Origin of the sequence: Rhodococcus sp. KBS0724 (assembly GCF_005938745.2) — a bacterium.
GTDB lineage: Bacteria > Actinomycetota > Actinomycetes > Mycobacteriales > Mycobacteriaceae > Rhodococcus_F.
Genome location: NZ_VCBX02000001.1, coordinates 5,315,914 through 5,340,532, shown reverse-complemented (window position 1 = coordinate 5,340,532; position 24,619 = coordinate 5,315,914). Strand labels below are relative to the sequence as shown.

General features: G+C 60.0%; 22 protein-coding genes. 10 read left to right on the top strand and 12 right to left on the bottom strand.

Annotated features, from left to right (window positions below; all coding sequences use genetic code 11):
- Positions 1–20: 20 nt before the first annotated feature.
- The gene (locus FFI94_RS24480) at positions 21–860 is read right to left on the bottom strand and encodes a MaoC family dehydratase (protein ID WP_138870100.1); all 840 of its coding nucleotides are present in this window, start codon (positions 858–860) and stop codon (positions 21–23) included.
- A gap of 752 nt (positions 861–1,612) precedes the next feature.
- Between FFI94_RS24480 and FFI94_RS24475 the strand changes: the two genes are divergently transcribed.
- The gene (locus FFI94_RS24475; RefSeq protein WP_185993310.1) at positions 1,613–2,200 is read left to right on the top strand and encodes a TetR/AcrR family transcriptional regulator; all 588 of its coding nucleotides are present in this window, start codon (positions 1,613–1,615) and stop codon (positions 2,198–2,200) included.
- A 46-nt stretch (positions 2,201–2,246) separates the two neighbouring features.
- Here FFI94_RS24475 and FFI94_RS24470 read toward each other — a convergent pair whose 3' ends face one another.
- The 3 genes from FFI94_RS24470 to FFI94_RS24460 all read right to left on the bottom strand — a co-directional run bounded on the left by FFI94_RS24470 (position 2,247) and on the right by FFI94_RS24460 (position 5,062).
- Positions 2,247–2,711: an HtaA domain-containing protein gene (locus tag FFI94_RS24470; RefSeq protein WP_138870098.1), complete on the bottom strand. Its 465-nt coding sequence runs from the start codon at positions 2,709–2,711 to the stop codon at positions 2,247–2,249.
- 147 nt (positions 2,712–2,858) lie between these two features.
- Positions 2,859–3,485 (bottom strand): TetR/AcrR family transcriptional regulator, encoded by a 627-nt coding sequence (locus FFI94_RS24465; protein WP_138870097.1) that lies wholly within the window; start codon positions 3,483–3,485, stop codon positions 2,859–2,861.
- A gap of 104 nt (positions 3,486–3,589) precedes the next feature.
- Positions 3,590–5,062 carry an MFS transporter gene (locus FFI94_RS24460; RefSeq protein WP_138870096.1) on the bottom strand — a complete coding sequence of 491 codons (1,473 nt, stop codon included), beginning with the start codon at positions 5,060–5,062 and terminating at the stop codon, positions 3,590–3,592.
- Between the two features lie 516 nt (positions 5,063–5,578).
- Between FFI94_RS24460 and FFI94_RS24455 the strand changes: the two genes are divergently transcribed.
- Positions 5,579–5,851, top strand: a complete 273-nt coding sequence (locus FFI94_RS24455; RefSeq protein WP_138870095.1) for a hypothetical protein — start codon at positions 5,579–5,581, stop codon at positions 5,849–5,851.
- On the opposite strand, the gene FFI94_RS24450 is transcribed toward FFI94_RS24455, so the two are convergent.
- On the bottom strand, positions 5,843–7,321 hold the full coding sequence (locus FFI94_RS24450) for an MFS transporter (protein ID WP_138870094.1): 1,479 nt from the start codon (positions 7,319–7,321) through the stop codon (positions 5,843–5,845). The genes FFI94_RS24455 and FFI94_RS24450 overlap by 9 nt on opposite strands.
- 749 nt (positions 7,322–8,070) lie before the next feature.
- On the opposite strand from FFI94_RS24450, the gene FFI94_RS24445 reads away from it, so the two are divergent.
- Genes FFI94_RS24445 through FFI94_RS24435 form a run of 3 tightly spaced genes read left to right on the top strand, consistent with a single transcriptional unit; the run spans position 8,071 to position 10,813 of the window.
- Positions 8,071–9,087, top strand: a complete 1,017-nt coding sequence (locus FFI94_RS24445; protein ID WP_138870093.1) for a TIGR03617 family F420-dependent LLM class oxidoreductase — start codon at positions 8,071–8,073, stop codon at positions 9,085–9,087.
- Positions 9,084–9,896, top strand: coding sequence for an enoyl-CoA hydratase/isomerase family protein (locus tag FFI94_RS24440; protein WP_138870092.1), 813 nt, complete (start codon positions 9,084–9,086; stop codon positions 9,894–9,896). Before FFI94_RS24445 ends, FFI94_RS24440 begins: the two co-directional genes overlap by 4 nt.
- The gene (locus FFI94_RS24435) at positions 9,893–10,813 is read left to right on the top strand and encodes an SDR family NAD(P)-dependent oxidoreductase (RefSeq protein WP_138870091.1); all 921 of its coding nucleotides are present in this window, start codon (positions 9,893–9,895) and stop codon (positions 10,811–10,813) included. The genes FFI94_RS24440 and FFI94_RS24435 overlap by 4 nt, the downstream gene beginning before the upstream one ends.
- A gap of 132 nt (positions 10,814–10,945) precedes the next feature.
- Here FFI94_RS24435 and FFI94_RS24430 read toward each other — a convergent pair whose 3' ends face one another.
- A complete protein-coding gene (locus FFI94_RS24430; RefSeq protein WP_138870090.1) occupies positions 10,946–11,365 on the bottom strand; it encodes a thioesterase family protein in 420 nt (139 codons plus the stop codon).
- Between the two features lie 270 nt (positions 11,366–11,635).
- Between FFI94_RS24430 and murJ the strand changes: the two genes are divergently transcribed.
- Positions 11,636–13,222 (top strand): murein biosynthesis integral membrane protein MurJ, encoded by a 1,587-nt coding sequence (gene murJ, locus FFI94_RS24425; RefSeq protein ID WP_185993308.1) that lies wholly within the window; start codon positions 11,636–11,638, stop codon positions 13,220–13,222.
- Between the two features lie 317 nt (positions 13,223–13,539).
- Here the strand turns inward: murJ and FFI94_RS24420 are convergent, their stop codons facing one another.
- Positions 13,540–14,121 (bottom strand): TetR/AcrR family transcriptional regulator, encoded by a 582-nt coding sequence (locus FFI94_RS24420; protein ID WP_138870088.1) that lies wholly within the window; start codon positions 14,119–14,121, stop codon positions 13,540–13,542.
- Positions 14,122–14,203: 82 nt separating this feature from the next.
- Between FFI94_RS24420 and FFI94_RS24415 the strand changes: the two genes are divergently transcribed.
- Complete coding sequence (locus FFI94_RS24415; RefSeq protein WP_138870087.1) at positions 14,204–15,085, top strand: SDR family oxidoreductase; 882 nt, start codon at positions 14,204–14,206, stop codon at positions 15,083–15,085.
- A gap of 462 nt (positions 15,086–15,547) precedes the next feature.
- Here the strand turns inward: FFI94_RS24415 and FFI94_RS24410 are convergent, their stop codons facing one another.
- The 3 genes from FFI94_RS24410 to FFI94_RS24400 all read right to left on the bottom strand — a co-directional run bounded on the left by FFI94_RS24410 (position 15,548) and on the right by FFI94_RS24400 (position 18,846).
- Positions 15,548–16,915, bottom strand: coding sequence for an MFS transporter (locus FFI94_RS24410; RefSeq protein ID WP_221937769.1), 1,368 nt, complete (start codon positions 16,913–16,915; stop codon positions 15,548–15,550).
- Between the two features lie 174 nt (positions 16,916–17,089).
- Positions 17,090–17,752 (bottom strand): class I SAM-dependent methyltransferase, encoded by a 663-nt coding sequence (locus FFI94_RS24405; RefSeq protein WP_397495488.1) that lies wholly within the window; start codon positions 17,750–17,752, stop codon positions 17,090–17,092.
- A gap of 2 nt (positions 17,753–17,754) precedes the next feature.
- Positions 17,755–18,846: an NAD(P)/FAD-dependent oxidoreductase gene (locus FFI94_RS24400; protein ID WP_138870085.1), complete on the bottom strand. Its 1,092-nt coding sequence runs from the start codon at positions 18,844–18,846 to the stop codon at positions 17,755–17,757.
- Positions 18,847–18,940: 94 nt separating this feature from the next.
- On the opposite strand from FFI94_RS24400, the gene FFI94_RS24395 reads away from it, so the two are divergent.
- Positions 18,941–19,534, top strand: a complete 594-nt coding sequence (locus tag FFI94_RS24395) for a helix-turn-helix domain-containing protein (protein WP_260684276.1) — start codon at positions 18,941–18,943, stop codon at positions 19,532–19,534.
- A gap of 356 nt (positions 19,535–19,890) precedes the next feature.
- Here FFI94_RS24395 and FFI94_RS24390 read toward each other — a convergent pair whose 3' ends face one another.
- Positions 19,891–21,495 (bottom strand): MFS transporter, encoded by a 1,605-nt coding sequence (locus FFI94_RS24390; protein ID WP_138870084.1) that lies wholly within the window; start codon positions 21,493–21,495, stop codon positions 19,891–19,893.
- 513 nt (positions 21,496–22,008) lie between these two features.
- On the opposite strand from FFI94_RS24390, the gene FFI94_RS24385 reads away from it, so the two are divergent.
- Together FFI94_RS24385 and FFI94_RS24380 are read left to right on the top strand one after the other, a co-directional pair.
- Positions 22,009–22,407 carry a hypothetical protein gene (locus FFI94_RS24385; protein ID WP_138870083.1) on the top strand — a complete coding sequence of 133 codons (399 nt, stop codon included), beginning with the start codon at positions 22,009–22,011 and terminating at the stop codon, positions 22,405–22,407.
- 124 nt (positions 22,408–22,531) lie between these two features.
- Positions 22,532–22,834, top strand: coding sequence for a hypothetical protein (locus tag FFI94_RS24380; RefSeq protein ID WP_138870082.1), 303 nt, complete (start codon positions 22,532–22,534; stop codon positions 22,832–22,834).
- Between the two features lie 622 nt (positions 22,835–23,456).
- On the opposite strand, the gene FFI94_RS24375 is transcribed toward FFI94_RS24380, so the two are convergent.
- Positions 23,457–24,572: a glycosyltransferase gene (locus tag FFI94_RS24375; RefSeq protein ID WP_138870081.1), complete on the bottom strand. Its 1,116-nt coding sequence runs from the start codon at positions 24,570–24,572 to the stop codon at positions 23,457–23,459.
- Between the last annotated feature and the right edge of the window lie 47 nt (positions 24,573–24,619).

Sequence of the window (24,619 nt, the reverse complement as noted above, 5' to 3'; positions counted from 1 at the left end):
AGTTCTTGTGTGGCTATCGATCACACGATGGTGGCGGTGCCTTGGTCGATGACGGGTGTACCTGTTTCATCCGTGGTCTGGAATCGTACGACCGTGCCGTCAATCCACATCGAGACGGTGAGTGTCGCACCGGGGAGAATTGGTTTGGTGAAACGACCCCGCATTGCTCGGAAACGCTTCGGCTCGGAGTTGGCTGCAGCATGCAACAGCGCACGACCGGTGAACCCGTATGTACACATGCCGTGCAGGATCGGTCGTGGAAATCCGCCTCGGGACGCGAAGGAAGGATCAGTGTGCAGGGGATTTCGGTCACCAGTCAGCCGGTACAGTAGCGCCTGGTCCGAGCGAGTGCGGTAGGTGACCCGGTAATCAGGTTTACCAGTGGGTTTCTCCCATGCCGAAGCCGGTCCCCGGCTTCCACCCCATCCTCCGGAGCCCCGGACGAACATCGAGGTTTGAACGATGCTCACTAGACGTCCCGCATCGTCGCGAGCTTCGGATTCGACCTCCACCAGTGCTCCGGAACCCTTGTCGTAGACGGCGGTGATCGCACTGGACGTGGCTACCTCGCCCTCGACGGGGATCGCATCGTCGATGACGAACCCTTGCTCGGCGTGGAGCACTTTCGAAAAGTCCACACCGTTTGGCAATGGAACGCGCCCACCGACGAGCGCGACATTCGCAAAGGTCGGTAATACCTTCTGCGGCTGTGCCTTGGAGTTTTCGGTGGTGAACTCGAGTTCCTCCAGCGGATGGTCCTGTCCGGATCCCACTGCAAGTGCATACAGCAGTGCGTCTTTGGACGACCAACTGCGTGTGATCGTCTCACTTCGCCGACCGACCCATGATTCGTCGAACATCTGGTACCTCGTTTGTCTCGAGAGGTCAGCGGTATCGGTCCGCGACCTAGCGTGCTGCCTTGGTGCTGTCTGCCGCCAACAGTTGGGCGCAGCTCTTCGCAGGTTAGGGGTGAACTCGTTCGTCTAATCGGATCGTGTTCTCTTTCTACCTGAGCATATCGAGTGAAAATTTACAATCTCAGCTCCACTTCATCCCCGGCACGACGGATCGCGGTTCGATCGAAAAGCCAAAGTTCTGCCAAGTATCGAGGGGCGCTTGACAATGCGTGCATTCGGGCTACATGCTATCTAAGCGTAACACGTTCCGATTAATGTTCAAGTGATCCAGTCGAGCGGAAGGACTCGCCTGATATGCGGCTCTCATCGTGGGTTTTCGGGGGGCCACGCCGGCTTGGTTCCGCGGCGCGAACGCGGACTGTTCGGTATGACTTCATGGCTATGTCAAGTCTGGCCGCGACGAGAATGGTGGCAATGATGCAGGGGCCCAGATTGTTTCGAGATCGATTACGGGCAAGGATCTGAGCTTCGTCGGAAGAGACGCGTGCCGGCTACCTTGGCGAGGGCACCGTGTATAGGTGCGCCGCGTCCTGCGAGCGCCACGAGAGGCGGCCTGATGTTCAGCAACTCCAGGATGTCTTGCGGGCAACTTCTTTCCAGGAACAGACAGTTCGACGGGTGAGGTTATGGTTGATCCTTTGAAGAACGGGCGAACCCCCGAAGCACAAGCGGTAAGGCTCGAACGTGTCCTGGTCGTGGCAGGGGAACTCGCGTCCGCCGGCGGCTACGAAGCGGTGCACATGCGTGAAGTGGCGAAGCTTGCTGAGATCTCGCTGTCGACGCTGTATCGGTACTACCCATCCAAGGACTATCTGATAAAGGATGTAGTGCGCGACGAGTTGGTGCGGTTGCGCAGCGATATCATCAGTCGCTTTCCAACCCAGCGTTCACCACACGAGAGGGCTGCGAATGTGCTTGTTCGCGCATTTCGTGGGGTGCGGCGTGACGGCGAGCGAGGTTTCGCTCATGCCGCCATGTCGGTCGATCGAATGCCGTTGTCGCTGGACGCACCATATACTCGACACCTAGGAATCGATCTCATGGACATCATGAAATTGGCGGCTTGGGGTGAAGAACATCGCATCTCCAAGACGCAGTACCAGGCGTTGGACATGCTGCAAGCGCTTTGGAGTAGCAATGTGGTGGCGTGGCTCGATGGAGGACTCAGCATTGCCGATGTCGACGACCGGTTGCGCGTAGCTGCCAGGCGGCTCATCGAGCCGGTAAGTGATTCACCACCAATATTGAATGCGGACAAAGCGAACCGCCCAGTGTCATCTTGATTCTGGGCGATCGCGAGCGGCCTGCCTGAAGGTCATCTGCTTTCTGTCACTGTGGGGCGCCGCCGATTGTCAATGGCGAAAGCTTCGTGCCTGAAGGATAATTGGCGCCAAATACCATCGAACCGGAAGGGGTTACCAGTACCTCGGCGCGCACGACTAATGCTGAGCTCTCTACGACATCCAGGTGTGCAATCATGATGCGATCCGACCCGTCAAGGGTGGTCCTTACGAGCAGTTCCCCCTGCGCTTCGGTCAAGCGAACCTCAGGATCGGCGATGACGATATCCAGTAGTCCTTCGTGCGCCCGGAGATGGATTTCACCGCGGTACTGGGCAATTCGAGTCCCATCGGGTTCATGACGATCGGCGACGAGTGGCCAGACCAGTTCGTCGTCCTGTTCCATCACTGCGGAGACGTATGAAATCTCGCCAAGTGCTCGAACGTATTGCAGCAATGACTCTTTCACTGACCATTTCAGTGGCGTGACGTTGCTGTTCCCTGCTATTTCCATAGTGGTCTCGTTTCTCTGTGCTTAGCGTATGAACCAGTCGTGGTCCGACATGACCGCGTGCGTTCCATACCTAGTCACGTCAACAACTTTCGACTAACGAACCGTTCGTTCGTCCAGTGTTTGAACTTCACGAACCGTGACAATTTACTAGCGGACCTGCTGGGAAAACTTGATTCCTCCGAGAACGAGGTCTACGACCGATTCGACGTATTTATCGGCGCCGGATTCGAACTCTTTGAGTTTCGACATCGGGGTCATCAAAAAATGGTGCTCAATTGTTCCTGCTACCGCATCGAGTATCAAGGCTGGCGATGTACCCTTCGCGATCTCTCCGCGCTCGATTGCTCGAAAGATAGTCTCACGTCCGCCGATGATGCTTTCATTTCGAAATTCGGCAATTTCGCCCTCGAATAGTTCTGGGTATATTTTTGCATCAATCATGGCTCGCATTCGCACTGAGCCATGCTCGCCGAGCAACCGTTCTACCGTTACCTGGCCAATAGCAACCAGATCTCCACGAAGCGTTCCGGTATCGAAGTCAGCGACGGTAATTTTGCTCGATCGCAACGCAGCTGTCATTATCTGTTCTTTTGTTTGCCACCGTCGGTACAGGGCTGCTTTTCCAACCTTGGCGTGTCGCGCAATGAGGTCGAGATTAAGTCTTGCCCACCCAAGTTCTCCGTACAATTCCAGCGTCGCGGACAGAATACGTGCTTCGATGTTCGGATCGCTTGGTCGCCCACGGCCAGACGGTTGCGGGATGGCGCGTGACATGGGCTCATCATGCCACGCGCCATCCCGGGTTTCGCTAGGGCATCAAAGTTGGTTCTGGCCAAGCTCGATGCGGCGGCGAAGTCTAGCCGAACCCCTTGCTCGAACTAGGATGATTCTCGGACCGGAAGGTCGATCAGTTGCTCCGGCAGTTCGGCTTGGTAGGCCTTTCCGCCCAGTTTGTTGAGGAATGGGACGAGCACAAAGATAAGGACGCCGACGCCGATGCAGGCGGACCAGATCGTGATGAATGCAGTCTCACTGGGAGTTTTCGACCCACTCATCACCATGCCGGACATGATCGCAGCGCACATGGCTCCAGCGGTTGCCCCGGCCACCGTTCGAGAGGTGTTGTACAGAGCGCCCGCGATCCCGGAGTCTTCCGGGCGTGCGCGAGAAATCACGAGGGCGGGGAGCAGTGCGACGAATATTCCAATTCCGGCACCGCCGATCACGCCCATCGAAATGAAGCCCGTCAGACTGTGTCGAAATACGATTAGCCCACCAAACCAAATGGAGATCAGAAGGGCAGATATTTGCAGCACCGTTCGAGTCCCGAGTCGTTGTGCGAGGCTGTCAGCGAGCGACGACGAAACCATGAGGGCAAGAGGTACCGGGGTTATGGCCAGCGCGATGCCCATCGAATCGAGTCCAAATCCGTACCCGACGATGTCGGGTTTGGATGCAAAATACAGAGTTGAAACAGTGGCGGCTCCGTAGAACTGCAGTCCGAATAATCCCGTCAATCCTAAAAGGAATCCGACTCCGCCCTTGGTCAACAAGTTCAAGTCGACCAGTGGGCTGCTGATTCTCTTTTCCATCACGACAAAGGCGACTAGCAATGCCAATCCGCCGCCAATTGCCGTCAGGGTTGTCGTAGAGGTCCACCCCAGCTTGCTTCCATTGCTGATCCCGACGAGGAAGACCGCGAGACCGGTGCCCAGCAGCGCCGCACCTGTCCAGTCGATGGACCCTGTTGCACGAGTGGTGGTTTCGGGTACGAACATTGCAATGGTGACAAGGCTTGCCAGCGTGAGTGTTGCCGGGACAAGGAGGGCAACAGTCAGGTTGGCATGAGTTCCGAGTATCCCGACCAAAAGGGTTCCTGCCGCGCCGCCGGCGCCAAGGCACCCGACAAGTATTCCGATTGCGCGACCTGAACTGGCGCCCGCTCGTTCTCGGAGAATTGCCAACTCGAGCGGTAGCAGCGCCCCCAACGTTCCTTGGATGATTCTGCCCAGCAAGAAGATTCCGAATGATGGTGCCACCGCAGTCAGGATCGTTCCGACGGTCACGGTGCCAAGCACAATCAAAACCAAGCGCCGGTGGCCGTATTTGTCGCCCAGTTTGGCTAGTATGGGTACGCAGATCACGGTCGAGAGTAGGTAGGCAGCCAGCACCCAGTTGAGTTGTGCTGGGTTGACATCGAGCCTTTGCCCAATTTGCGGTAGGAGCGGTATGTACCACCCCTGCAGCATTCCGCTGGTTACTTCGGAAAATGCGAGGAATCCAACGGCTGCGAATCCTCCAACTTGGCGCGGGGACACCGCAAGATTCGACTGAACGTTCGGTTCGGTCACTGGCACCCCTCGGTGGTGTATTGATCGCGGGTTGGGTTGTTAGGCATCGATTCTCGGGTCCTTCTCATCAGGGGTCTCGAAGCCGTTCAAATAAGAGACGACTATCGTCCGCTGAACAGTATTGAGTAGCCCTGTGTGTGTCAAGGCTCACAAACTTGTTACCGGGAGGTAGTCGTCACAGTTGTTCGAGCCGCTGGCGACTGGCAGGGTGGGCGAGCTTGCGGGCGTCGGCAGGTTGGCGCTTGGTCGTACATTCGGGCGCGAAGTCCAGCGGCCGGCTAAGCCCTGGTTGTCCTGGCGGATTCTTTGGTCGGCCGTCGTTCAGGAGATTTATCCTTCACCGTTTTGGCGGTCCACCAAGTATCCGGAAGTGTGCCGGTGCATCCACGATTGTCGAAACACTGTGTGTCCGTGGTGCGACGATGCGTTGACCGGCGATGATGATTTATTCTGTACTGCAGTCTAATTGGATAGTTTGGTTGGTGATTACATGCGAATGGGGTCTTTGCTCACGTCATGTCGGACTGGTTCTTCCAGCGGTACGTCACCATGCGGCGCCCTCTGCTCCGATGCCGTCGCGCTGCGAGTCCTGCGGCCCGCGCCTGCATGTCGGGACTCCTTGCTGACGCGACCACCAAAGATCGGGAACGGTTACTGACATTGCAAGGCGCGGTTCGGGAACCGTTCGCCGATCGTCGACAGCTGGCCGAGCACCACAGTGAGATTCCACTCGAGCAAGCGGCCATTCTTCCACTGTGGCAAAAGATCTCGTGGGCAGTACTAGGATGATTCTCGGACCGGAAGATCGATCAATTGCTCTGTCGGTTCGGGTTGGTAGGCCTTTCCGCCCAGTTTGTTGAGAAATGGGGCCAGCACAAAGATGAAAACGCCCACTCCGATGCAGACGGACCAGACTGCAATGAATGCAGTCTCACTGGGTATTTTCGACCCACTGATCACCATGCCGGACATGATGGCAGTGAACACCGCTCCAGCGGTTGCCCCGGCCACCGTTCGAGAGGTGTTATACAGTGCGCCCGCGATCCCGGAGTCTTGCGGACGTGCGCGTGAAATCACAAGGGCGGGAAGGAGTGCGATGAACAGCCCGACTCCGGTGCCGCCAATCAAGCCCATCGAAATGAAGCCCGTCAGACTGTGTCGAAATACGATCAACCCACCAAACCAAATGGAAATCAGAACGGCGGAAATCTGCAGTACCGCTCGAGTCCCGATTCGTTGCGCGAGGCTGTCAGCGAGCGACGATGCAATCATGAGGGCGAAGGGTACTGGGGTTATCGCTAGTCCGATGCCCATCGAGTCGAGCCCGAATCCGTACCCGACGATCTCGGGTTTGGACGCAAAATACAGTGCAGTAACGGTAGCGGCTCCGTAGAACTGCAATCCGAATAATGCTGTCAATCCTAAGAGGAATCCGACGCCTCCCTTCGTCAACAATGTCAAGTCGACCAGGGGGCTACTGATTTTCTTCTCTGTCACGACAAAGACGACAAGCAATGCCAATCCGCCGCCAATTGCCATCAGGGTTGTCGTAGAGGTCCACCCCAGCTTGCTTCCATTGCTTATTCCGACGAGGAAGGCCGCGAGGCCGGTGCCCAGCAGTGCAGCGCCCGTCCAGTCAATGGAACCTGTTGCACGCGTAGTGGTTTCGGGTACAAACATTGCAATGGTAGCAAGGCTTGCCAGCGTGAGTGCGGCAGGCAGGTAGAGGGCAATAGTCAGATTGGCATGAGTTCCGAGAATTCCGACCAGTAGGGTCCCTGCGGCTCCTCCGCCGCCTAGGCACCCGACAAGTATTCCGATTGCGCGACCCGCGCTGGCGCCCGCTCGTTCTCGGAGAATTGCGAACTCGAGTGGAAGCAGGGCCCCGAGCGTTCCTTGGATGATTCTGCCCAGCAAGAAGATTCCGAATGATGGCGCTGCCGCTGTAATGATCGTTCCGATTGTCACCGTGCCAAGCACAAACAGAACCATGCGCCGGTGGCCGTACTTGTCGCCCAGTTTGGCCAGCACGGGTACGCAGATTACGGTCGAGAGTAGGTATGAAGCCAATACCCAGTTGAGTTGTGCTGGGTTGACTGCGAGCCTCTGCCCAATTTGCGGGATGAGAGGTATGTACCACGACTGCAGCATTCCACTGGTGACTTCGGAAAATGCGAGGAATCCAACGGCTGCGAATCCTCCGACTTGGCGCGTGGATACTCCAAGATTCGACTGAATGTTCGGTTCGGTCACTGGCATCCCTTGGTGGTGTATTGGTCGCGGGTTGGGTTGTTAGGCATCGATTCTCGGGTCCTTCTCATCGGGGGTTTCGGAGCCGTTCGAATAAGAGACGACTATCGTCCGCTGAACAGTATTGAGCGGCTTTATGTGTGTCAAGACTCACAATTTATTGCCAGGAAATAGCCATCACAGCTGGTCGGGCCTCTGGTGGGCGAGTTTGTAAGCCGCGACAGATTGGCGCTTGGTTGTACATGCGGACGCGGAGTCCGGTGGTCGGTTAGGACCGCGATTTATCTTCGGGCCGCCGCTCGTCGTAGAAACTGGCGATGGCATTCAGGGGGAGCGTCTTGCGGTACCTACTTGCTTGTTCTGGGTCTCGGCTACTCGAAGTCGAACGTCTTCGTAGCAGCGGTAGTGGATGCAGGGGAAGTGTTCGACGATGATGACTAGTTCTGTCCTGCAATCCGATTGGATAGTCTGACCTGTCGGTGGTTACTGCGCTGCGACGAGAATGGTCGCGGACGAGCGTGATCGCTTCTTTCGCGCCGACGGTGGCGTGCATCCACCCGTCGAGGGAGTTCTGATCCGATGTCGGTCGTTCGGTCCACAGCGTCAGTCTGTAAATTCTTTGCCGCCGTTCACCTATATTACGTATTAGTATGTAACGTAATGAACAGGAAGTTATGGTGGGCTATCGACGCGACCGTGCGCATGACTTGTGCACGCATTTCGTCATGTGGACGCGTCGAGTAGAAGGAGAAGTGCCTGTGAAGATGGACGTCCAACTCGACGGTCGGCCAGAGGATGCGGCGCGGCGTGCACGCGAACTCGTGGAACTCGGAGTGGACGGGCTGTTCACCTTCGAAGGAGCGCACGATGTATTCGCACCGTTGGTCGCGGCTACGGCCACGGTCGAGGTCGATTTGATGACAAATGTCGCTATCGCGTTGCCCCGCAGCCCATTACATCTTGCCCACGCCGCCTACGATCTGCAGAGCCTCAGTCGCGGCCGGTTCCGTCTGGGGCTGGGCTCGCAGATCCGTCCGCATATCGAGAAGCGGTACGGGGCGAAGTGGTCGCGCCCGGCGGCCCGCATGCGTGAGGCGGTGCTGGCGATCAGGGCGATTTTCGATGCGTGGGAGGGTAATTCACGCCTACGGTTCGAGGGAGAGTTCACGTCGCACACGCTGATGCCTCCGACGTTCAATCCGGGGCCTCATCCCTTTGGGCCACCTCCGATCTGCCTAGGTGCACTCGGGCCCATCATGACTCGCACGGCGGCCGAGGTGGCAGATGCTCTGCTGGTGATGCCGTTCAACAGCGTTCGGCACTTTCGAGAGCGGACGGTACCGGCAGTGGAGGAGGGGCTGGCACGCAGCGGACGCACGCCAGGGGATCTCGCGATTTACCCGCAGGTGATCGTCGGGGTCGGCCGCACCCCGGAGGAGCTCGAAGCAGCAGCACGCGGTGTGCGCGGTCTTCTTGCCTTCTATGGTTCGACCCCTGCATACCGGCCGGTCCTCGAGGTGGAGGGATGGGCGGACCTCCAGCCGAAGCTCAACGCATTCTCCAAACAAGGGGAGTTCGCTGCGATGACGGATCTGATCGACGACAAGATGCTCACAACTCTCGCGGTGCACGGGACGCCCGAAGAGTGCGCAGCCGAGATAGTCACGCGGTTCGGGGATTGCGCCGATCGAGTGTGCTGTTACTTTCCCGGTTACGAGGTTCGCGGGCAGCACGTCGCGGAATTAGCCGCTGCGATGAAGGTGCTGGCGCCGTGAGTGATGTTCTGGTCGAAATCTCGGACGGAGTGGCACTTTTGACCCTCAATAGGCCGGAGCGGCGCAATGCATTCTCGGGCTCGATGGGGCGCATGTTGGGCGACTACTACCGCGGGCTCGACGCGGACGACGACGTCCGGGTTATCGTGCTCACCGGTACTGCGCCGGCCTTCTGCGCCGGCGCGGACCTGAGCGCGGGCAGGGATACTTTCGCTTCGCCCATCGACGACAACTTCAGTGCATCCCCGGTCGAGCCGCCCGCTTTCGATCTCCGAAAACCGGTGATTGCAGCAGTGAACGGTCACGCGATCGGAATTGGACTCACGATCGCCATGCAAACCGACATCCGCATCGTCGCCGACGACTCCAAGTATGCGATCCCGCAGGTGCGGCGCGGGGTGGTCCCGGACGCGATGTCGCACTGGACCGTGCCCCGCGCGGTGGGCATGGCCGCGGCTGCCGAAATTCTCCTGACCGGACGAACATTCGACGGACGAGAAGCGGTGCGATTGGGTCTGGCGAGCCGGAGCCTGCCAGCCGAGGAGGTGCTGCCTGCTGCGTTGGAGATGGCTCGCGACATTGCGACCAACGTGGCACCGATGTCAGCGGCGCTGAGCAAACGACTGCTGTGGGATACGGCCCGATACGGATTTACGCCGCAGCAGGTTGCCGCATATGAGACCGAACTGCACCACCGCGTCATGGGTACTGCAGACGCGGGCGAAGGAGTGCGCGCATTTCTCGAACGACGCGATCCCGAATGGGTGGCCAGTGTTACTTCGGATTGGAAGGATTTGCCTTGGAAATGAATGGTTTTGGTGCCGAGACCACCACGAACGACGTGCTCGCCGGCGTCGATCTGAGTGGTCGAACGGCGTTGGTGACCGGTGCAACGAGCGGGTTGGGGTCGGAGACCTCGCGAGCGTTGGCGGCCGCTGGGGCGACGGTTGTCCTCGCGGCACGCGACGGTGAGGCAGCGCTCACGGTGGCCGATCGGATACGTGAGGGGATCCCGCACGCCGTTCTCTCGTCCATCTCGCTCGATCTGGCCGATCTGTCGAGTATCCGTACCGCTGTCGAAGGTCTCGGTGCGCAGCCGATCGATCTGTTGATCAACAATGCCGGGGTGATGTACACACCGTTCGCGCAGACTGTCGACGGCTTCGAATTGCATTTCGGTACAAACCATCTCGGACACTTCCTGCTGACAACGGAGTTGCTGTCGAATCTGCGTCGTGCGGCTGAGCGCTCCGGGGCCGTGTCCCGGGTGGTGACCGTCTCGTCCGACGCGCATCGTGCCCACGCTGTGGATCTGGTCGACCCGAACTTCGTGGAGCGTCCGTACGACAAGTTCGTCGCCTACGCGCAATCTAAATCCGCGAATGCTCTGATGACGACCGAGTTGCGGAATCGGTACGAGGGCAGTGGGATTGCTGCTTTTTCCGTTCATCCTGGGGTGTGCGCTACCGGCTTGTCGCGGCACATGTCGCGCGAGGACTTCGCAGAGATGAAGCGGATGAGTGCGGGTAAGCCAGGTCTCCTGACTAATCTCAAGTCGATACCGGCGGCTGCGGCGACGGCGGTGTGGGCGGCGACGGCGCGTGAACTCGTTTCGGCGAATGGTGCCTATCTGGCTGATTGTGGGATCGACCGTGCGGCCGATCACGCTGCGGATCCGGTGGCAGCAGCTGCGTTGTGGGAGTTGTCCGAGCAACTTATCGGTTAGCGCGGCTGTGGACGGAGTGTTGAACTGGTCGGATTCAGTCCGCTGTATCGCCCGCCGAATACACGATCGGCGGCAGGTGTATTTGGTGACAGGTTCGCCGGACCTGGCAGGCAAGGGTCAGCCTTGAGCGATTCACGGTGCGAGTACGGCCCGCTGGTCGGCAGACAGTCGACGCAGCGTTCCGGCCTCGGGGTCGGCGAACGCGAGCTGGGTGGTGGCGGTGACTGCAGGTTTCGAGTCCGGTGCGGCGTGTGCAGAGCGGACCTCGTAGCGGATGGTGACGTCGACGGCGCGGAGCTTCTCGATCCACATGGTGATCGCCAGTGGACTGTCGGAGTGTTTGAGTGGGGTGCGGTATCGGAGTTCGGCGCCGGCAACGACGGATGGCTCGAAGATGTTCGTGATTTCGGGGCCTGCGGAGTACAGCCAGTCGATGCGGGCTTCTTCGAGGAGCGTCAGCATGCGCGCGTGGTTCACATGTTTGAAGATGTCCATGTCGGACCACCGGACGATGACGTGCGAGGTGTAGGTTCGGGCGGCGTCGTCGGTCATCGGTGGTTATCTCCTCGGGTGGTGGTGGGTCGTCATTGTCGCAGGGCGGATCGATTTCTGGTGGAGTTAGCCCCGGCTACGTGAGAAGTTCGTCCTGTTCGGTTGCTTTGTGGCTTTGGCTTTTCCGGTGGGCGGTCGAGGGCTGCGGGGCATATCGGCCGATGAAGTGAAGGTGCGATTATCCGAAGCGGATGCGGCATATGCCGCATGTTGCGGCTGTTGTCTCAGCAATTCGAGATACGGCGGGCTTCGTCGAGGCACCATGGTCGAATGACGGTTTCTCAGAACAGGTTCGCGCACGCGGCAGGTGCTGTTGCGGTTGCGACCGGAGTGAGTCGCGCGACTGGCTTCCTCCGCACACTCGCGTTGGCGGCGGTGCTGGGCACAGCGGCGGTCGGTGACGCGTACAGCGGCGCTAACAGCATGCCTAACATGGTCTATGAACTGCTCCTCGGTGGGGTGATGAGCAGTGTCCTCATCCCCGTGCTGGCGAGGGCACGGCTCCGCGGGCGAACCTATTCGCGGGTTTTCACCCAACGCCTGCTGCTGGCGACGGTTCTCGGTGCTGCTGTCGTCACCGCGATAGCGGTTGCGTGTGCCCCGTTTCTCGTTGCCGCATTGGTCTCGGATAGGGAGCAGTCGCAGTTGGCGACGATGCTGGCGTATCTGCTGTTGCCGGAGATCTTCTTCTATGCGATCGCTGCAACCGTGACAGCCGTGCTGAACGTGCGGGAGAGCTACGCGCCCGCAGCTTGGGCGTCGGCGATCAACAACCTGATCGTTCTCGCGATGGTCGCGGTTTTCGCGGCGGTACCGGGTCCGGTGACGTTGCTACCGTCGACGACGACCAGTGTGCAGGTGCTCGTCCTGGGTCTCGGAACCACGATCGGGATCGTGGGTCAGGCTGTGTGGACGGTTGCGGCGTTGCGGCGTAACGGATTCCGATGGAGTTGGCGGGTGCGTCCGGTGCCGTACACGTGGCGTCCGGTCCGCGTCGGGGCGAGGTTGCTCGGCTGGGTGTTGCTATACGTCGCGATCAGTCAGGTAGGTGTCGCAGTCGTGCTCCGAGTCGCGTTCAGCCACGGCGGAGTCTCGACCTATACGTACGCAGACCTACTGTTCCAGGTCCCGTACGGCATCCTCGGGGTGTCCTTGCTGACCGTGCTCATGCCCCGTATCTCCCGTGCTGTGGCGCTGGGGGACCGTGATGCGATGGTCGCCGACATGGGCCGCGCCGCTCGGTACTCGGTTCTCGCTCTCGTCCCTGCTGCAGTCGCGATGACTCTACTCGGGCCGATGCTCACCACGGTGATGTTCGTCGGGCGCGTCGATGTCGATGCCGCACGCACTATCGGTGTGGCGCTGGCACTGTCGGCGTTCGGGCTTCCCCCGTTCGCGTTGGTCATGCTGCAACTGCGAGTCTTCTACGCGGGAAATGACATGCGCACGCCGGCCTTGATCAACGCCGCAATGGTGCTCACGAAAGTCGCCGTCGTTGCACTCTCTGTCGCTCGTCTTCCGAACCAGACGATTGTGGTGATGCTTCCGGTCGCAAGTTCACTGTCCTACATCGTCGGTGCCGTCAGCGGGCACCTGGTGTTGCGGCACCGTTACGGCCTACTCGGCTTCCACACGGTGCTCGAAACCTTCTCTCGGGTGCTGTGGGCGTCGATAGCTGCCGGCGTGGTCTGTGTCGTCGCGGTCGGAGTGACACACCAACTGATCGGCAACCCTCGCGCGGCCGCAGCAGCAACGCTGACAGCCGTGCTCGTTCTCGGAACACCGACCTTCCTCATTGCAGCCAAAAAGATCGGAATCCCCGAAATTCGCAACGTCACGACCCTGCTCAACCGCTGAACGTGCAGCCGATAGAGGAACCTGGACTTCACTCTTTCCAGACGCCATCGGTGGGGTGTCGACCTCGAGGTCCCAGTGCGATGCTCAGCCATGAGTGACTCGATCTCGCGGAACGAAAGCGTGAAGTGGCGGTAGGGGCCATACAGGGTGCGCGACGATCTCCCTCGGAAACCGGAACCCGTTGCATGGGGACGACATCCGCAGATCATCCCAGAGCGGGCATTTTCAACAACGTGGCAGTGTCACTCGGGTGGGGAATCAGTAAGGAATTTCCGGATCAGGCCTCACGAAAGGCTTTGCTCGACGAGTAGAGGCAGCTAACGCAATTCTGCGGTCGCTGCTCGGAGCTCTGAGAAGGCAGCCCGCGTGTGCGTGATCAGTTTGCCCGGCGCGTTGTCGTCGGAAGGGCTGGACCAGCGCGAGAATCCGGTCCGGAACGCGAGCATGCCGAGTTCGGCTGCCACCTGTGCTGTTGCTTCCGCGACACCACGCCTCCGAAGTGCTTCCACTATGGCGGCGGCTAGACCGATGCTCTTCATCGCATCGCGTGTGCGCAACTCGTCGTTGGCCTCGATCGCTGCGTGGAGTCGTGGTCCAAGTTCGCGATTGAACTCCGTCATTGCGCCCGATACGGCGTCGAGACCTGCGGCGACTGCGGTCAGTGGTGTTGCATCGGCGGGGGCTGAGTCGATCCCCTCGACCAACAGGCGGCTGAGTGTTTCCTGCCCCGCAGAGAGAATTTCTCGCTTGTCGCTGAAGTGACGGAAGAACGTACTACGGGTGAGTTCGGCACGCTCGGCGATCTGGGCGACGGTCGTGTTGTCGTAGCCCTGCTCGGCGAAGAGTTCGAGAGCGGCAACGACGAGGCGCTCTCGTCCATTCGGTTTCCATCGGGCCATGCATCCATCATAGGTGTTGCGACACCTGTCGCATTACCTTACTGTGATGAGACACCTGTCCCATCACTTCTGGAGGTTGCATATGCGCGTATTCATCACCGGGGCAACAGGCCTGATCGGCTCGGCTGTCACTGCCGAACTGCTCTCCGCCGGTCACACCGTCACTGCACTCACCCGTTCCGACGCCTCGGCGGTGCGTGCCGCGTCAGCCGGTGCCGACATTCTTCGGGGAGGGCTCTCGGACCTCGAGATACTGCGCAGCGGTGCCGAACAGGCCGACGGCGTCATTCACCTCGCTTTCAGCAATGACTTCAGTTCACCCGAGACCCTTGCGCGAGGTATCGCGGAAGAGTCTGCTGCTCTCGCGACTCTCGGCGCGAGCCTCGTCGGCACTGGAAAACCGCTCGTAACCGTCTCGGGCACTCCACGTGTGTTCGGTCGCGCGTCGACTGAAGACGACCCGCTACCTACCGACGGGCCTGTCGGAGGTCGCGGCGTGTCGGTTATCCGCACTCTCGAACTGGCTTCGGAAGATGTGCGCAGCTCGGCTGTTCGGCTTCCGCGGACGGTGCACAACCAGGGAAAAGGCGGGTTCGCCGAGATTCTCACCCAGTCGGCCCGTCAGGCCGGGATCGCAGGCTATCCGGGCGACGGTGCACAGCGTTGGCCGGCCGTGCACGCACTCGACGCTGCCGTGCTCTTCCGGCTCGCGCTGGAAAAAGCGCCTGCCGGTAGTTCTTGGCACGCGGTCGCTGATGAAGGCGACACCGTTCGTGACATTGTCACGGTCATCGGGCGTCGGCTCGGCTTGCCGGTCAAATCGCTCCCGGTGGAAGATTTCGGGCCTCTGGGACCGGTCTTTGCGGCAGACCAACCTGCATCAGCCGCCCGAACCCGCGCCGAACTCGGCTGGCAGCCGACGCGGCCGAGCCTGCTCGCCGACCTGGAAAATATCGAGGCCTGAGGCCTGATCTGCCGGCGAGTGAATGGGTGTGGCGGGTCGTAAAGCCCGAGATTCCTTGCAGGGTACAAGTATCGGAGGATCTGATTGGCGGTTGCCAAACGAAATGCTCTTCAGTGCCAGCGGGTTGGGACTGCGCCATGTCGACCGGTACATATTGAAGCTCACGTGGCCAGGGAATTCGGAGAGTACGAGTGAGTGGTGGCGCGTCCTTTACCAGCCAAGGACAGGGGAGGTCGTTACTTTTGCCCTGTCCGGTGTGGTCGTGCGTGATGATCATCGATCCGGTGCCCTCCGCCAGCACAGGTGCCACCTTGTCCCACTGAGGCGAGTCGAGCCTGCCACCGGCATCGTGCACGATGGCCGGGAGGGTTCCGGGCGTGACATTGAACGCCGGTGCATGTCCGTTGTTCGAGATCATGTGCAGCGATGGTTCGTTGGGAGTTACAACTTGAATCGGATGTGTCAGCTGATCGGTCGCGAAGTAGCTAGGATCGCTGCCTTTTCTGCGCGGAGCATCGCAATGATGACCACGAGTGCTCCCGCGAACAGTGCCGCACCCACGGTGAACGCGACCGTGTAGCCGGCGAAGGTGCCGTCGAGTAGTGCCTGCTCGTGTGTCACGTCGGCGCTGGCGGTGACGTGGCGGCTCAACGCTGCTGCGTAGAGGGTATTGAGCAGTGCAACGCCTAGTGTTCCGCCGATCTGCTGGCTCGTATTGAGCACGGCGCTCGCTACACCGGCGTCGTGAGGTTCGATACCGGAGAGAGCCACTGTGGACATCGGCACGAACACGAGCCCGAGTCCTATGCCCATCATCAACTCTGATGGCAGCACCGAACCGAGATACGTCGACGAACTGTCGAGAGTGATCATCCAGGCCAACCCTACTGTCGCGGTGGCCATTCCGAAGGCCATAAGTGGTTTGGGACCGAAGCGTGGCAAGAGCGAGGAGGCGAGAGAGGCAGTGCTGATAATTCCCACGCTGAACGGCAGGAACGCAAGACCGGCCTTCAGTGGCTCGTATCCGAGGTTCACCTGTAGGTAGTAAGTGATGAACAACAACATTCCGAACATACCGGCACCGAGAAGGAATGCGGCCAAGTATGCGGCGCCGCGGTTGCGGTCGGTCACGACTCTGAGTGGGAGTAGCGGATGTGTGGTGCGCGCTTCGACGAGGACGAAGGCGATCAACGAAGCGATGCCGAAAGCCAAGGGAATGAGTGTCTGAGCAGCGAGCCAGCCGACGCCGGCCTTACCTGCTTCGGTGAAGCCGTAAACAAGTGCGACCAGTCCGACCGTGACCAGGATTGCGCCGGGAATGTCGAACCGTCGGGGTCCGTCGGCGTGGTCCTCGCGCACGGTAGTTGCTGCGAACGCCGCTGCGACGATCGCGATCGGGATGTTGACGAACAGGCACCATCGCCAGTTGGCGTATTCGGTCAGAAAGCCGCCGAGGAGGAGTCCTACGGCTCCGCCGCCTCCGGCGACGGCTCCGTATACAGCGAAAGCTTTTGCGCGTTCACGAGTTTCGACGAATGTCACCGAAATCAGGGACAATGCGGCGGGTGTAACGATGGCTGCGAAGACTCCTTGTAGAGCTCGTGCGCCGAAGAGTACGGGTGCGTTCATCGCCACGCCGCCGAGCGCGGAGGCTACGGCGAATCCGAGGAGGCCGATGATGAACATACGTTTGCGACCGAGCAGGTCAGCCACTCGCCCTCCGAGCAAGAGGAGGCCGCCGAAGGCCAGGGTGTAGGCCGTGATGACCCAGTGCCGGCCGGCGTCGGCGATCGAGAGTGCTGATTGCGCATGTGGGAGTGCGATATTCATGATCGATGCGTCGAGTACGACATCAGTGTCGAGGTGGCGATGACGATCAATGCGATCCAGCGCCGCGGATCTACCGCAGCCGACGTGGTGTCCGGCTCGGCGAGATTTGAGCTCATCGAGAATGTGCCTCTCCTGTGTTTGCGTGAACTGATTCAGGTCCGTGCGTTGTGTGTTCTAGCGGTCGACGCGGCGGAGCGCGATGACGTTGTCGGTCACGGTGGCGGTCTGCCCGCCAGGTCCTGATGCGGTTCGCTGCGCTGCTTCGACGCGTATCGGCCGCCAATGCTGGTCGTCGAGGTCGAGCTTTGTCAGGGTGTCTTGTGGTGTCGGGAACCGGGTGTCGGGGTCTTGGTTCCAGGACCAGGGGGCAGTCGAAGCATGATCGACGATCAGAAGCACACCCTGAAGTGCGACAGTCGCTGCTGCTGTGCGGAGGACCTGTTCTCTGGCGATGCCAATCGGGGTGTGAAAGTACTGTGCGGACACCAGATCGAACGACCCGTCCGGAAAAGACTGCGAAACATCATATTTCTCGAAGGTCACGTTGGCGGTGAGTCCACGTTCGACAGCTTGGGTACTGGCGCGTTCGAGCACAGTGGCTGAAACGTCGATGGCCGTGACCATCCATCCTCTGCCCGCGAGCCAGAGTGCGTCGCCGCCTTCGCCGCAGCCGATATCGAGTACCGATCCCGGAGTCAGGTCGGCGGTCATATCGGCGAGGACAGTATTGGGTAAACCCGTCCACGGCCGAATATGCTTCTGGTAGTGCGGTTCCCAAAACGACTCGGATGCATATGCGGAGTGTGGGGCGGTAGAGCTATCTTCATGCTTGGTCACTGTCATGCCTTTGGTTCGATGAAAAATCCGTGTCGTCGTTCACCGAGGACTCGTTCGCACACTTCCGCTTCCGCCGCGGCGGAGAACGCATCAGGCGCTGCGAGAGCAGTCGGGTTGGGGTCAGAGTTGGCGGCAGCGGTACCACGCTCGGCGACAGCACGACGCACGTCCTCGTCGAGGAGGTCGGCATTGATCGCCGCCGCTGCGGTAAATCCTGCTGCTGCCGAATTGATCACTCCGGCATACATATCGGTGACATTTCCAGCCACCCAGACGCCAGGCACCGCGGTAGCTCCGCTCGAATCTGCGGCGAATACGGCGCCGAGGAGCTTCTCACCCGCTCTCTGTTCGGTTGGATTGAGTCCAAGTGACTCGAGCACCGTGCAGTGCGCGAAGAACAACGGCGCAATCACCAATGCTTGGAGGGTGAGCGTGTCGCCAGAGCCCAACCGCACACCCGTCATGCGATCGTTGTCGACGAGTACGTCGGTGATGTGGCCGTCAACCACCGAGACTCCGCGGGCGGCGAGCGCTTCCCACTGCTGCTCGGTTGGCTCCGGAGCTGTGTGCAGAAACAAAGTGACGTCTTCGCTGAACTGGCGGAACATTATTGCCTGGTGAACGGCGCCTGGCCCGGTGCCGAGGACCCCGATGGCCTGGTCCCGAACTTCCCATCCGTGACAGTACGGGCAGTGCAGCACTTCACGGCCCCACCGCTCACGCAGACCAGTGATGTCGGGCAGTGTATCTGCGAGTCCGGTTGCGACCAGAAGCTTCCGGGCTGTCACCTTCTGTCCATCGGCCAATTCAACCGTGAAGGCAGTATCTCTACGCTCGGCGGCAACAGCGCTCCCGGAGATCACCGTACCGCCGTAGGACGTCAGTTCGTCTCTACCGACAGCGGTCAACTCTGTCGCGGAGATGCCGTCCCGAGTCAGGAAATTGTGCACTCCCGCAGCGGGCGCGTTGCGAGGACGTTCAGCATCGACGACGATCACCGATCGGCGTGAACGCGCCAGTGTCACCGCTGCGCTCAATCCGGCAGCGCCGCCACCGATTACTGCAACATCCCAGGTACGGGATCGATTGTTCATGTCGTGTCCGTTCATTGTGAGTACCTCCACGATGAATATGAACTGCCAACATCGTGGGTGACAAGTTCCCTTGCTGATCTGTCAAGATGTAGGCATGAACTCCGATATGAGCACCTACTTGGAGCAGACCATCAGCGCAGTCGGGCCCCGGCTTCGTGTCCTTCGCAAGCAACGCGAGACCACCCTCGCCGAACTCTCCGCAGCCACCGGGATTTCCGAGAGCACGCTGTCGCGGCTGGAGTCGGGGCAGCGTCAACCGACCCTCGAGCAATTACTCGCTCTGGCGAGGACGTACCGGATGCAGGTCGACGAACTGATCGGCGGCCCGTTGACAGGTGATCCGCGGGTTCATCTGCAGCCGGTGACCCGGTATGGGATGACATGGCTACCGCTCACTCGCCGTGCTGGAGGAGTGCAGGCACACAAGCTCATCATTCCGGCGGCGCGGTTCGGTGATACGCCGATACCTTCCTCGCACGAAGGCTACGAATGGCTGTACATACTCAACGGGCGGGTCCGACTCGTTCTCGGAGACCAAGATCTAGTCCTGCGCCCCGGCGAAGCAGCTGAATTCGATACCCATGTCCCACACTGGTTTTCTACCGCAGATGACGCATCCGCTGAGCTGATCATTCTTTTCGGCCAGCAAGGTGAGCGTGCACATCTTCGTGCCCGGTCGGAGCAATGACGACACTTTGGCGGGAAACCGATTATCGAACACCCCATCAACGCATTGGGAGGGCACATGAACACCTACGCTGCCGAGGTCCGGGCCGCTGTCGGGTTCGAGTTCGCGCATGAGACTTTCACCGCGGCGGTTGATGCCCCGAAGAGCTCTATCAAGCTAGCTGAACACAGCTGGGAGTCAACAGAATTCGGGCATGCAGGCGTCGGTGCACAGTCGACAACTTTGTCCGGAGTAGGCAGACGGTCAAGGGGTATCGGGAGGGATTTGCGGTACTGCGGCACGGGTGTCTTTCGGCTGCAGCTGATTTGAGAGGTCGAGGGTCCGGAAGTGTCGCGGGTTGGTGGGGTGAGGGCGTGCTAGTTCGCATCAGGCACGTCGTTGGAAGCCGTTGACGGAGTTTCCGGAATCCGGATCATCCGGAACGAATTGAACACCCCGATGAGGCCGGCGAGGAGGGGAATGAGCAGTGCAACCTGAAGCGCGAGAGGTCGTGTGTCGGTATTGATTCGGATGATCTCGTTCTGAATCTCCGGGGACTGGTTGACGAGTAGTTGTTGGATTTGGGTGTTGCTCATGACTTCGGCGTCGTCCTCGAGGACTTGCGCCACCTGCTGCTGCTCCGCCTGGGGGAGCACGGTGCTCGATTGCGCCATCGTGGTGAAAGTGATGGACAGTGTCGCCAACATGATGGCTCCGGCGAATGCCAACCCGAATGACAATCCGAAGGACCCGGCCGCAGAATTGACGCCGGCAGCTTCGCTGATCCGCTGCTCCTCGATCGGGGCGAGTGTGTAGTTGTTGAGTTGAGAGACCAACAATCCCAACCCTGACCCAGCGATCAGCAGGGGGATTACCAGGCCCCAGCCGAACTCTGCCCGTGGCACGATCGGGATCAACGCCACGATTCCGATCGTGAGCAGTACAAATCCCCACCTGATGATTTTGCTCGGGCGCCGATCACCCGCCTTCTTCGCCGCAAGTAACGCCACTGCGAACATACTCAGGGAGAGGGGCGCGAGTGATAAACCTGCTTGCATTGCGTTGTATTCGAGCACCATTTGCAGGTAGATCGGCAGTGCGATCATCGTGCCGCCCAGGGCGATCTGTTGGAGCATCTGTCCGGAGATGCCCAGCCGGAAGATCTTGGAGCGGAACAATTCCGGATCCAGCAGTGTCGGCCGTCCTCGATGTTTGCGTCGCACGAGCCAGTACGCCAACCCTGCCAGTGCAATCGCCCCGATCGCCAGCAGCGCACCAACGGCTTCACCGCCTTCCTGCCAGACCAGGATTCCCAACACGATCCCGCCCATACCCAGCACGGACAGGACCGCACCCACCAGGTCGACCCCTCGAGGGCCGGTGTACGGCACATCGCGAACCAGTTTGATGCCGGAGAGGACGACCGCGATAACGACGACCTCGAGCACGAAACCGACGCGCCACGAGAGATAGGTGGTGATGAATCCTCCGAGTAGCGGTCCGACCGCGGCGGCAATCGCTGCCGCTGCGCCGACCAGGGCGTAGACCTTCTTCTGCTCTGCTCCTTCGAAGTTGCCGTGGATGAGGGATTGCATTGCGGGCAGTAGGAGGGAGGCGCCGATCCCGCCGAGTACGGCCCAGAAGATGACGATCGCGGTCAGGGACTGTGCGAACGCCATTGCCGAGGCACCGATTGCGTAGCCGAGGAGGCCCAGCGCGTACGCGCGTTTACGTCCGATGAGATCGCCGACCTTGCCGCCGATCAAAATGAATGCCGCGGATACCAGTGCTTCGAGTGCGATTGCTGCCTGGACGCCGCTGACTGTCGTGTCGAGGTCGCGCACCACAGAGGAGATCGAGACATTCATCAGTGATGTGTCGACGACGAGAACGAACATCGCCATCGCGAGAAGGAGTGCGAGTAGGCGTGGCGGACCCACCGCCTGCTCGGCGGAATTGTCGGTGGTCGGTTTTTCAGTCATGACGGATCTGCTGCCTCCGTAGTTACGACGCTCTCCCGATAGTGTGTTCCACCTCGTGACGAGTCCAACCTGCGCTCGTCACGAGGCGTCCGCTGAACGAAAGTTGCGCGGGCAGCGCGTCGGTCGGTCCGTAGCGTCACGTCCACCTCCTGGTCGCGCACCCGTCCGGTTCAAGGGGCTCTGGACGGGAATGTGTTAGGAGTGGACGGGTTTCGAGCTCGATGTCCATCCCGCATCACGAGTTTCTCATGTGTGGTGCGCCCTATCCAGAGTTCGAGACTCGAGATTCAGTGCTCAGGTCGGCGAGGTGAGCTACAACCTTATCGATTCGTCACTCGCGCCTGAATACCTTCCGACTGAATATCGATCGGCTATTCACAAGGTAATTCTTGGTCGAGTGCCGTATGAGGTTGTCGAATTCGCGCCGAGCGATTTGCGGACCGAACAGCGGGTATCCAGGTGGTATGACCCTGGCACCCGACCGATTTGTACGTGAGACCTCGAGGGGCGGCTATGTCCGAGAAGATAATGGTCCAGCAACGTGTGGCAAAGGGAGCGACGATGGGCGGGGCGGTTCTTCTCGTCACCGTCGGCGTGCTCGAGTTCTTACAAGGTATCTCCGCGATAAAGAAGGACGAGGTGTTCGTCGTCGGTCCCGAGTACGCCTACCAATTCGACCTCACTGTGTGGGGATGGATCCATCTTGTACTCGGTGTCGTCGTCGCAGTGGTCGGCGTTACGTTGTTCACCGGGTCGATCTGGTCTCGCGTGGGTGCTCTTGTGATCTGCGGTGTGTCGATTCTCGTCAATTTCCTGTGGTTGCCCTACTACCCGTGGTGGGCGACGACGATCATCGCGCTCAACGTGTTCGTGATCTGGGCGGTCACGACATGGAATCGCGAGATCATCTAGGCCGCAACGCGTATACACCTCGTTTGGCTGTACACGGGTCGGACAGAAGCAGAACCAGCCGACTGCCCGCAGTGCAGGCGTTTGGGGAGCGGATTCCGAAGCTGCTGCCCAACATCCGATCTCGATGCGCGCTCCGATCAGCGTGCCGACCACCGCATGCAGGCCCGGCACGCCGTGTAGTTGCCGTCGTACAGTCACGCTGTGGGACTCGGATGACCCGGATCTGCGGATGCCGTACCAGCATGGCGGCCTGGAGCGAAAGGCGTCGTATTTCCGCAGGGTCGGTATTGAAAGCCTGTTTGCCGATCTGAAGAGCAATGGGATGAGGATGCACTGCGGCTTCTTTCGCTGGTTCGGGCTGCGTGGTTACGCCCTCTTGATCGGGTTCACCCTCGCGGCGTTGAACATTCCCTTTCTCCGCGACTGATATAACCGGCGTGAGAGTCTCGATCCGTAGGGAAGATTCGTCGGGGGACCGGAACCGGAGCGCATTGCCCCGCGTTGTCGGCACGGCTTCGCATCGAAGCCCCAACGCCGGCCAACGGTCGCTGATCCCGACCGATAACTACCCCTGCTCCGGCAGCGGAATCCACGGATTCCGCTAGCCGATCTCGGCTGCAGACGCCTAGATCACCGCAGTTGTCTCTCCCGAGGTTCCGAGAGCCCGCAGTGCTCGTCGAAGATCCGGCGAAATCGGCCTCACGACGCCTGATCAAACAGAAATCGTGTATCGGAAGGATTTGAGGATCTAATAGGTGAACTCAACAGCGATTGATGGGTGAACACCCCAGGAAGTCGATGACGGGAATCGAACCCGCGTATTCAGATTGGGAACGTGATTGAAGGCGGTGCTACTGGTTGCAGTGTCGAACATGCGTTGCACGGTGCGGCTCGAAGCGACACTCAGGCTGCTCGACGACCTCAGTGCCGGCCGATAGCTACGCCGCCCGATATCGCGACCGAGCCAAATTCATTCTACCGAGGTCCCGGGCAACTGGAACACCCGTCGGAGTCATGTCCGGCTCTCGGTACGTTCGACCGCTTGGTGATCACCGGCTCCTGAGAACGTCGTCAACGACTTTGGTCATGTTCTCTCCAAAGGCCTTCTGAGAGAAGCCTTCGGCCCACGAGCGAATTATCTTCGCATCGAAGTCGTTTGGCTCGAATGTCTCCATTGCTTCTGCAAGACCGCTGATCACCTTCGTGTCGTGGCCAGGGGACACAAGAACACCGGACTTGCCTGGGAGAACTGTGTCGAGTGCTCCGCCTTCGCCCAAAGCGATCACGGGGGTTCCGGTTGCCATCGCCTCGACCGGGACGATGCCGAAGTCCTCGACCCCGGGCATCAGGAGGGCTCGCGCCCGCCGGTAAAGATCCAGTAGTTGATCGTGGGGGACTCGCCCGACAAAAACCGTGTCCTCGGCGGCCAATTCCTTGCAGAGGTCCATCCATCGGCCATCGCCCACAACGACGAGTCGCTTACCCGCCTGTCGTGCGGCTCTTATCGCAAGGTCTGGCCGTTTGTAAGGCACCAAGCGGCCGGCGAGAAGAAAGAAATCCTCCCGTTCGATCGAGAAATCAGGGGTGAATCCATGGGTGTCCACGGGTGGATGCACTACCACTGCTTCTCGACCCCACCAGCGTTGAATCCGGTCGGCAACCTCGGTCGAGTTCGCGACTACCTGGTCGAGCCGACTCACAGCTTTCAACTCGCCCCGACGCGCTACTCGCGCCAGTGCTGCGAGCACGGCTGCGCCGGCCGCGCCACCCGACTCTTGCGCCCGAAAGGCGGGATCCCAGGCCCAGCGCGCTGGACTGTGTACGTATGCGATCACCGGCGCATCGGTGGCGAAGGCTGCCTGCGTGGCAAAGGCATGATGGCTCACCACCACCGCATCGACCTCTCCCAGTTTCATGCCGCGAAAAGCGCTGGGCAGCAGCGGCATCAACGGTGCATATGAAGACCTTCCCAGCATCCGGTAGGCGCCGTCGACCCATGTCGTCACAGGAGGGGACGAAAGTCCGGCAGGTATGCCTGCAGGTCGGGCAAGAGGCACGTGGACGGCGGCTTGCGGCCAGGTCAAGGACAGTTGCTCAACCACATGTTCGGAACCCGCGATCTCAGTGAATCGCTCGTGCACTATCGCTAATTTGGGTTCGTTCATGGTTGCTTCGAGACTCCCGCGACGTGTGACAGTTATTTGGTGTGTGC

What these genes read in the sequence shown, in the direction of transcription:
- FFI94_RS24480 (WP_138870100.1), bottom strand. Translation starts at nt 860, where the DNA reads ATGTTCGACGAATCATGGGTCGGTCGGCGAAGTGAGACGATCACACGC.
- FFI94_RS24470 (WP_138870098.1), bottom strand. Translation starts at nt 2,711, where the DNA reads ATGGAAATAGCAGGGAACAGCAACGTCACGCCACTGAAATGGTCAGTG.
- FFI94_RS24465 (WP_138870097.1), bottom strand. Translation starts at nt 3,485, where the DNA reads ATGTCACGCGCCATCCCGCAACCGTCTGGCCGTGGGCGACCAAGCGAT.
- FFI94_RS24455 (WP_138870095.1), top strand. Translation starts at nt 5,579, where the DNA reads ATGTCGGACTGGTTCTTCCAGCGGTACGTCACCATGCGGCGCCCTCTG.
- FFI94_RS24450 (WP_138870094.1), bottom strand. Translation starts at nt 7,321, where the DNA reads ATGCCAGTGACCGAACCGAACATTCAGTCGAATCTTGGAGTATCCACG.
- FFI94_RS24435 (WP_138870091.1), top strand. Translation starts at nt 9,893, where the DNA reads ATGAATGGTTTTGGTGCCGAGACCACCACGAACGACGTGCTCGCCGGC.
- FFI94_RS24430 (WP_138870090.1), bottom strand. Translation starts at nt 11,365, where the DNA reads ATGACCGACGACGCCGCCCGAACCTACACCTCGCACGTCATCGTCCGG.
- murJ (WP_185993308.1), top strand. Translation starts at nt 11,636, where the DNA reads ATGACGGTTTCTCAGAACAGGTTCGCGCACGCGGCAGGTGCTGTTGCG.
- FFI94_RS24420 (WP_138870088.1), bottom strand. Translation starts at nt 14,121, where the DNA reads ATGGCCCGATGGAAACCGAATGGACGAGAGCGCCTCGTCGTTGCCGCT.
- FFI94_RS24415 (WP_138870087.1), top strand. Translation starts at nt 14,204, where the DNA reads ATGCGCGTATTCATCACCGGGGCAACAGGCCTGATCGGCTCGGCTGTC.
- FFI94_RS24410 (WP_221937769.1), bottom strand. Translation starts at nt 16,915, where the DNA reads ATGAATATCGCACTCCCACATGCGCAATCAGCACTCTCGATCGCCGAC.
- FFI94_RS24400 (WP_138870085.1), bottom strand. Translation starts at nt 18,846, where the DNA reads ATGAACAATCGATCCCGTACCTGGGATGTTGCAGTAATCGGTGGCGGC.
- FFI94_RS24395 (WP_260684276.1), top strand. Translation starts at nt 18,941, where the DNA reads ATGAACTCCGATATGAGCACCTACTTGGAGCAGACCATCAGCGCAGTC.
- FFI94_RS24390 (WP_138870084.1), bottom strand. Translation starts at nt 21,495, where the DNA reads ATGACTGAAAAACCGACCACCGACAATTCCGCCGAGCAGGCGGTGGGT.
- FFI94_RS24385 (WP_138870083.1), top strand. Translation starts at nt 22,009, where the DNA reads ATGTCCGAGAAGATAATGGTCCAGCAACGTGTGGCAAAGGGAGCGACG.
- FFI94_RS24380 (WP_138870082.1), top strand. Translation starts at nt 22,532, where the DNA reads ATGCGCGCTCCGATCAGCGTGCCGACCACCGCATGCAGGCCCGGCACG.
- FFI94_RS24375 (WP_138870081.1), bottom strand. Translation starts at nt 24,572, where the DNA reads ATGAACGAACCCAAATTAGCGATAGTGCACGAGCGATTCACTGAGATC.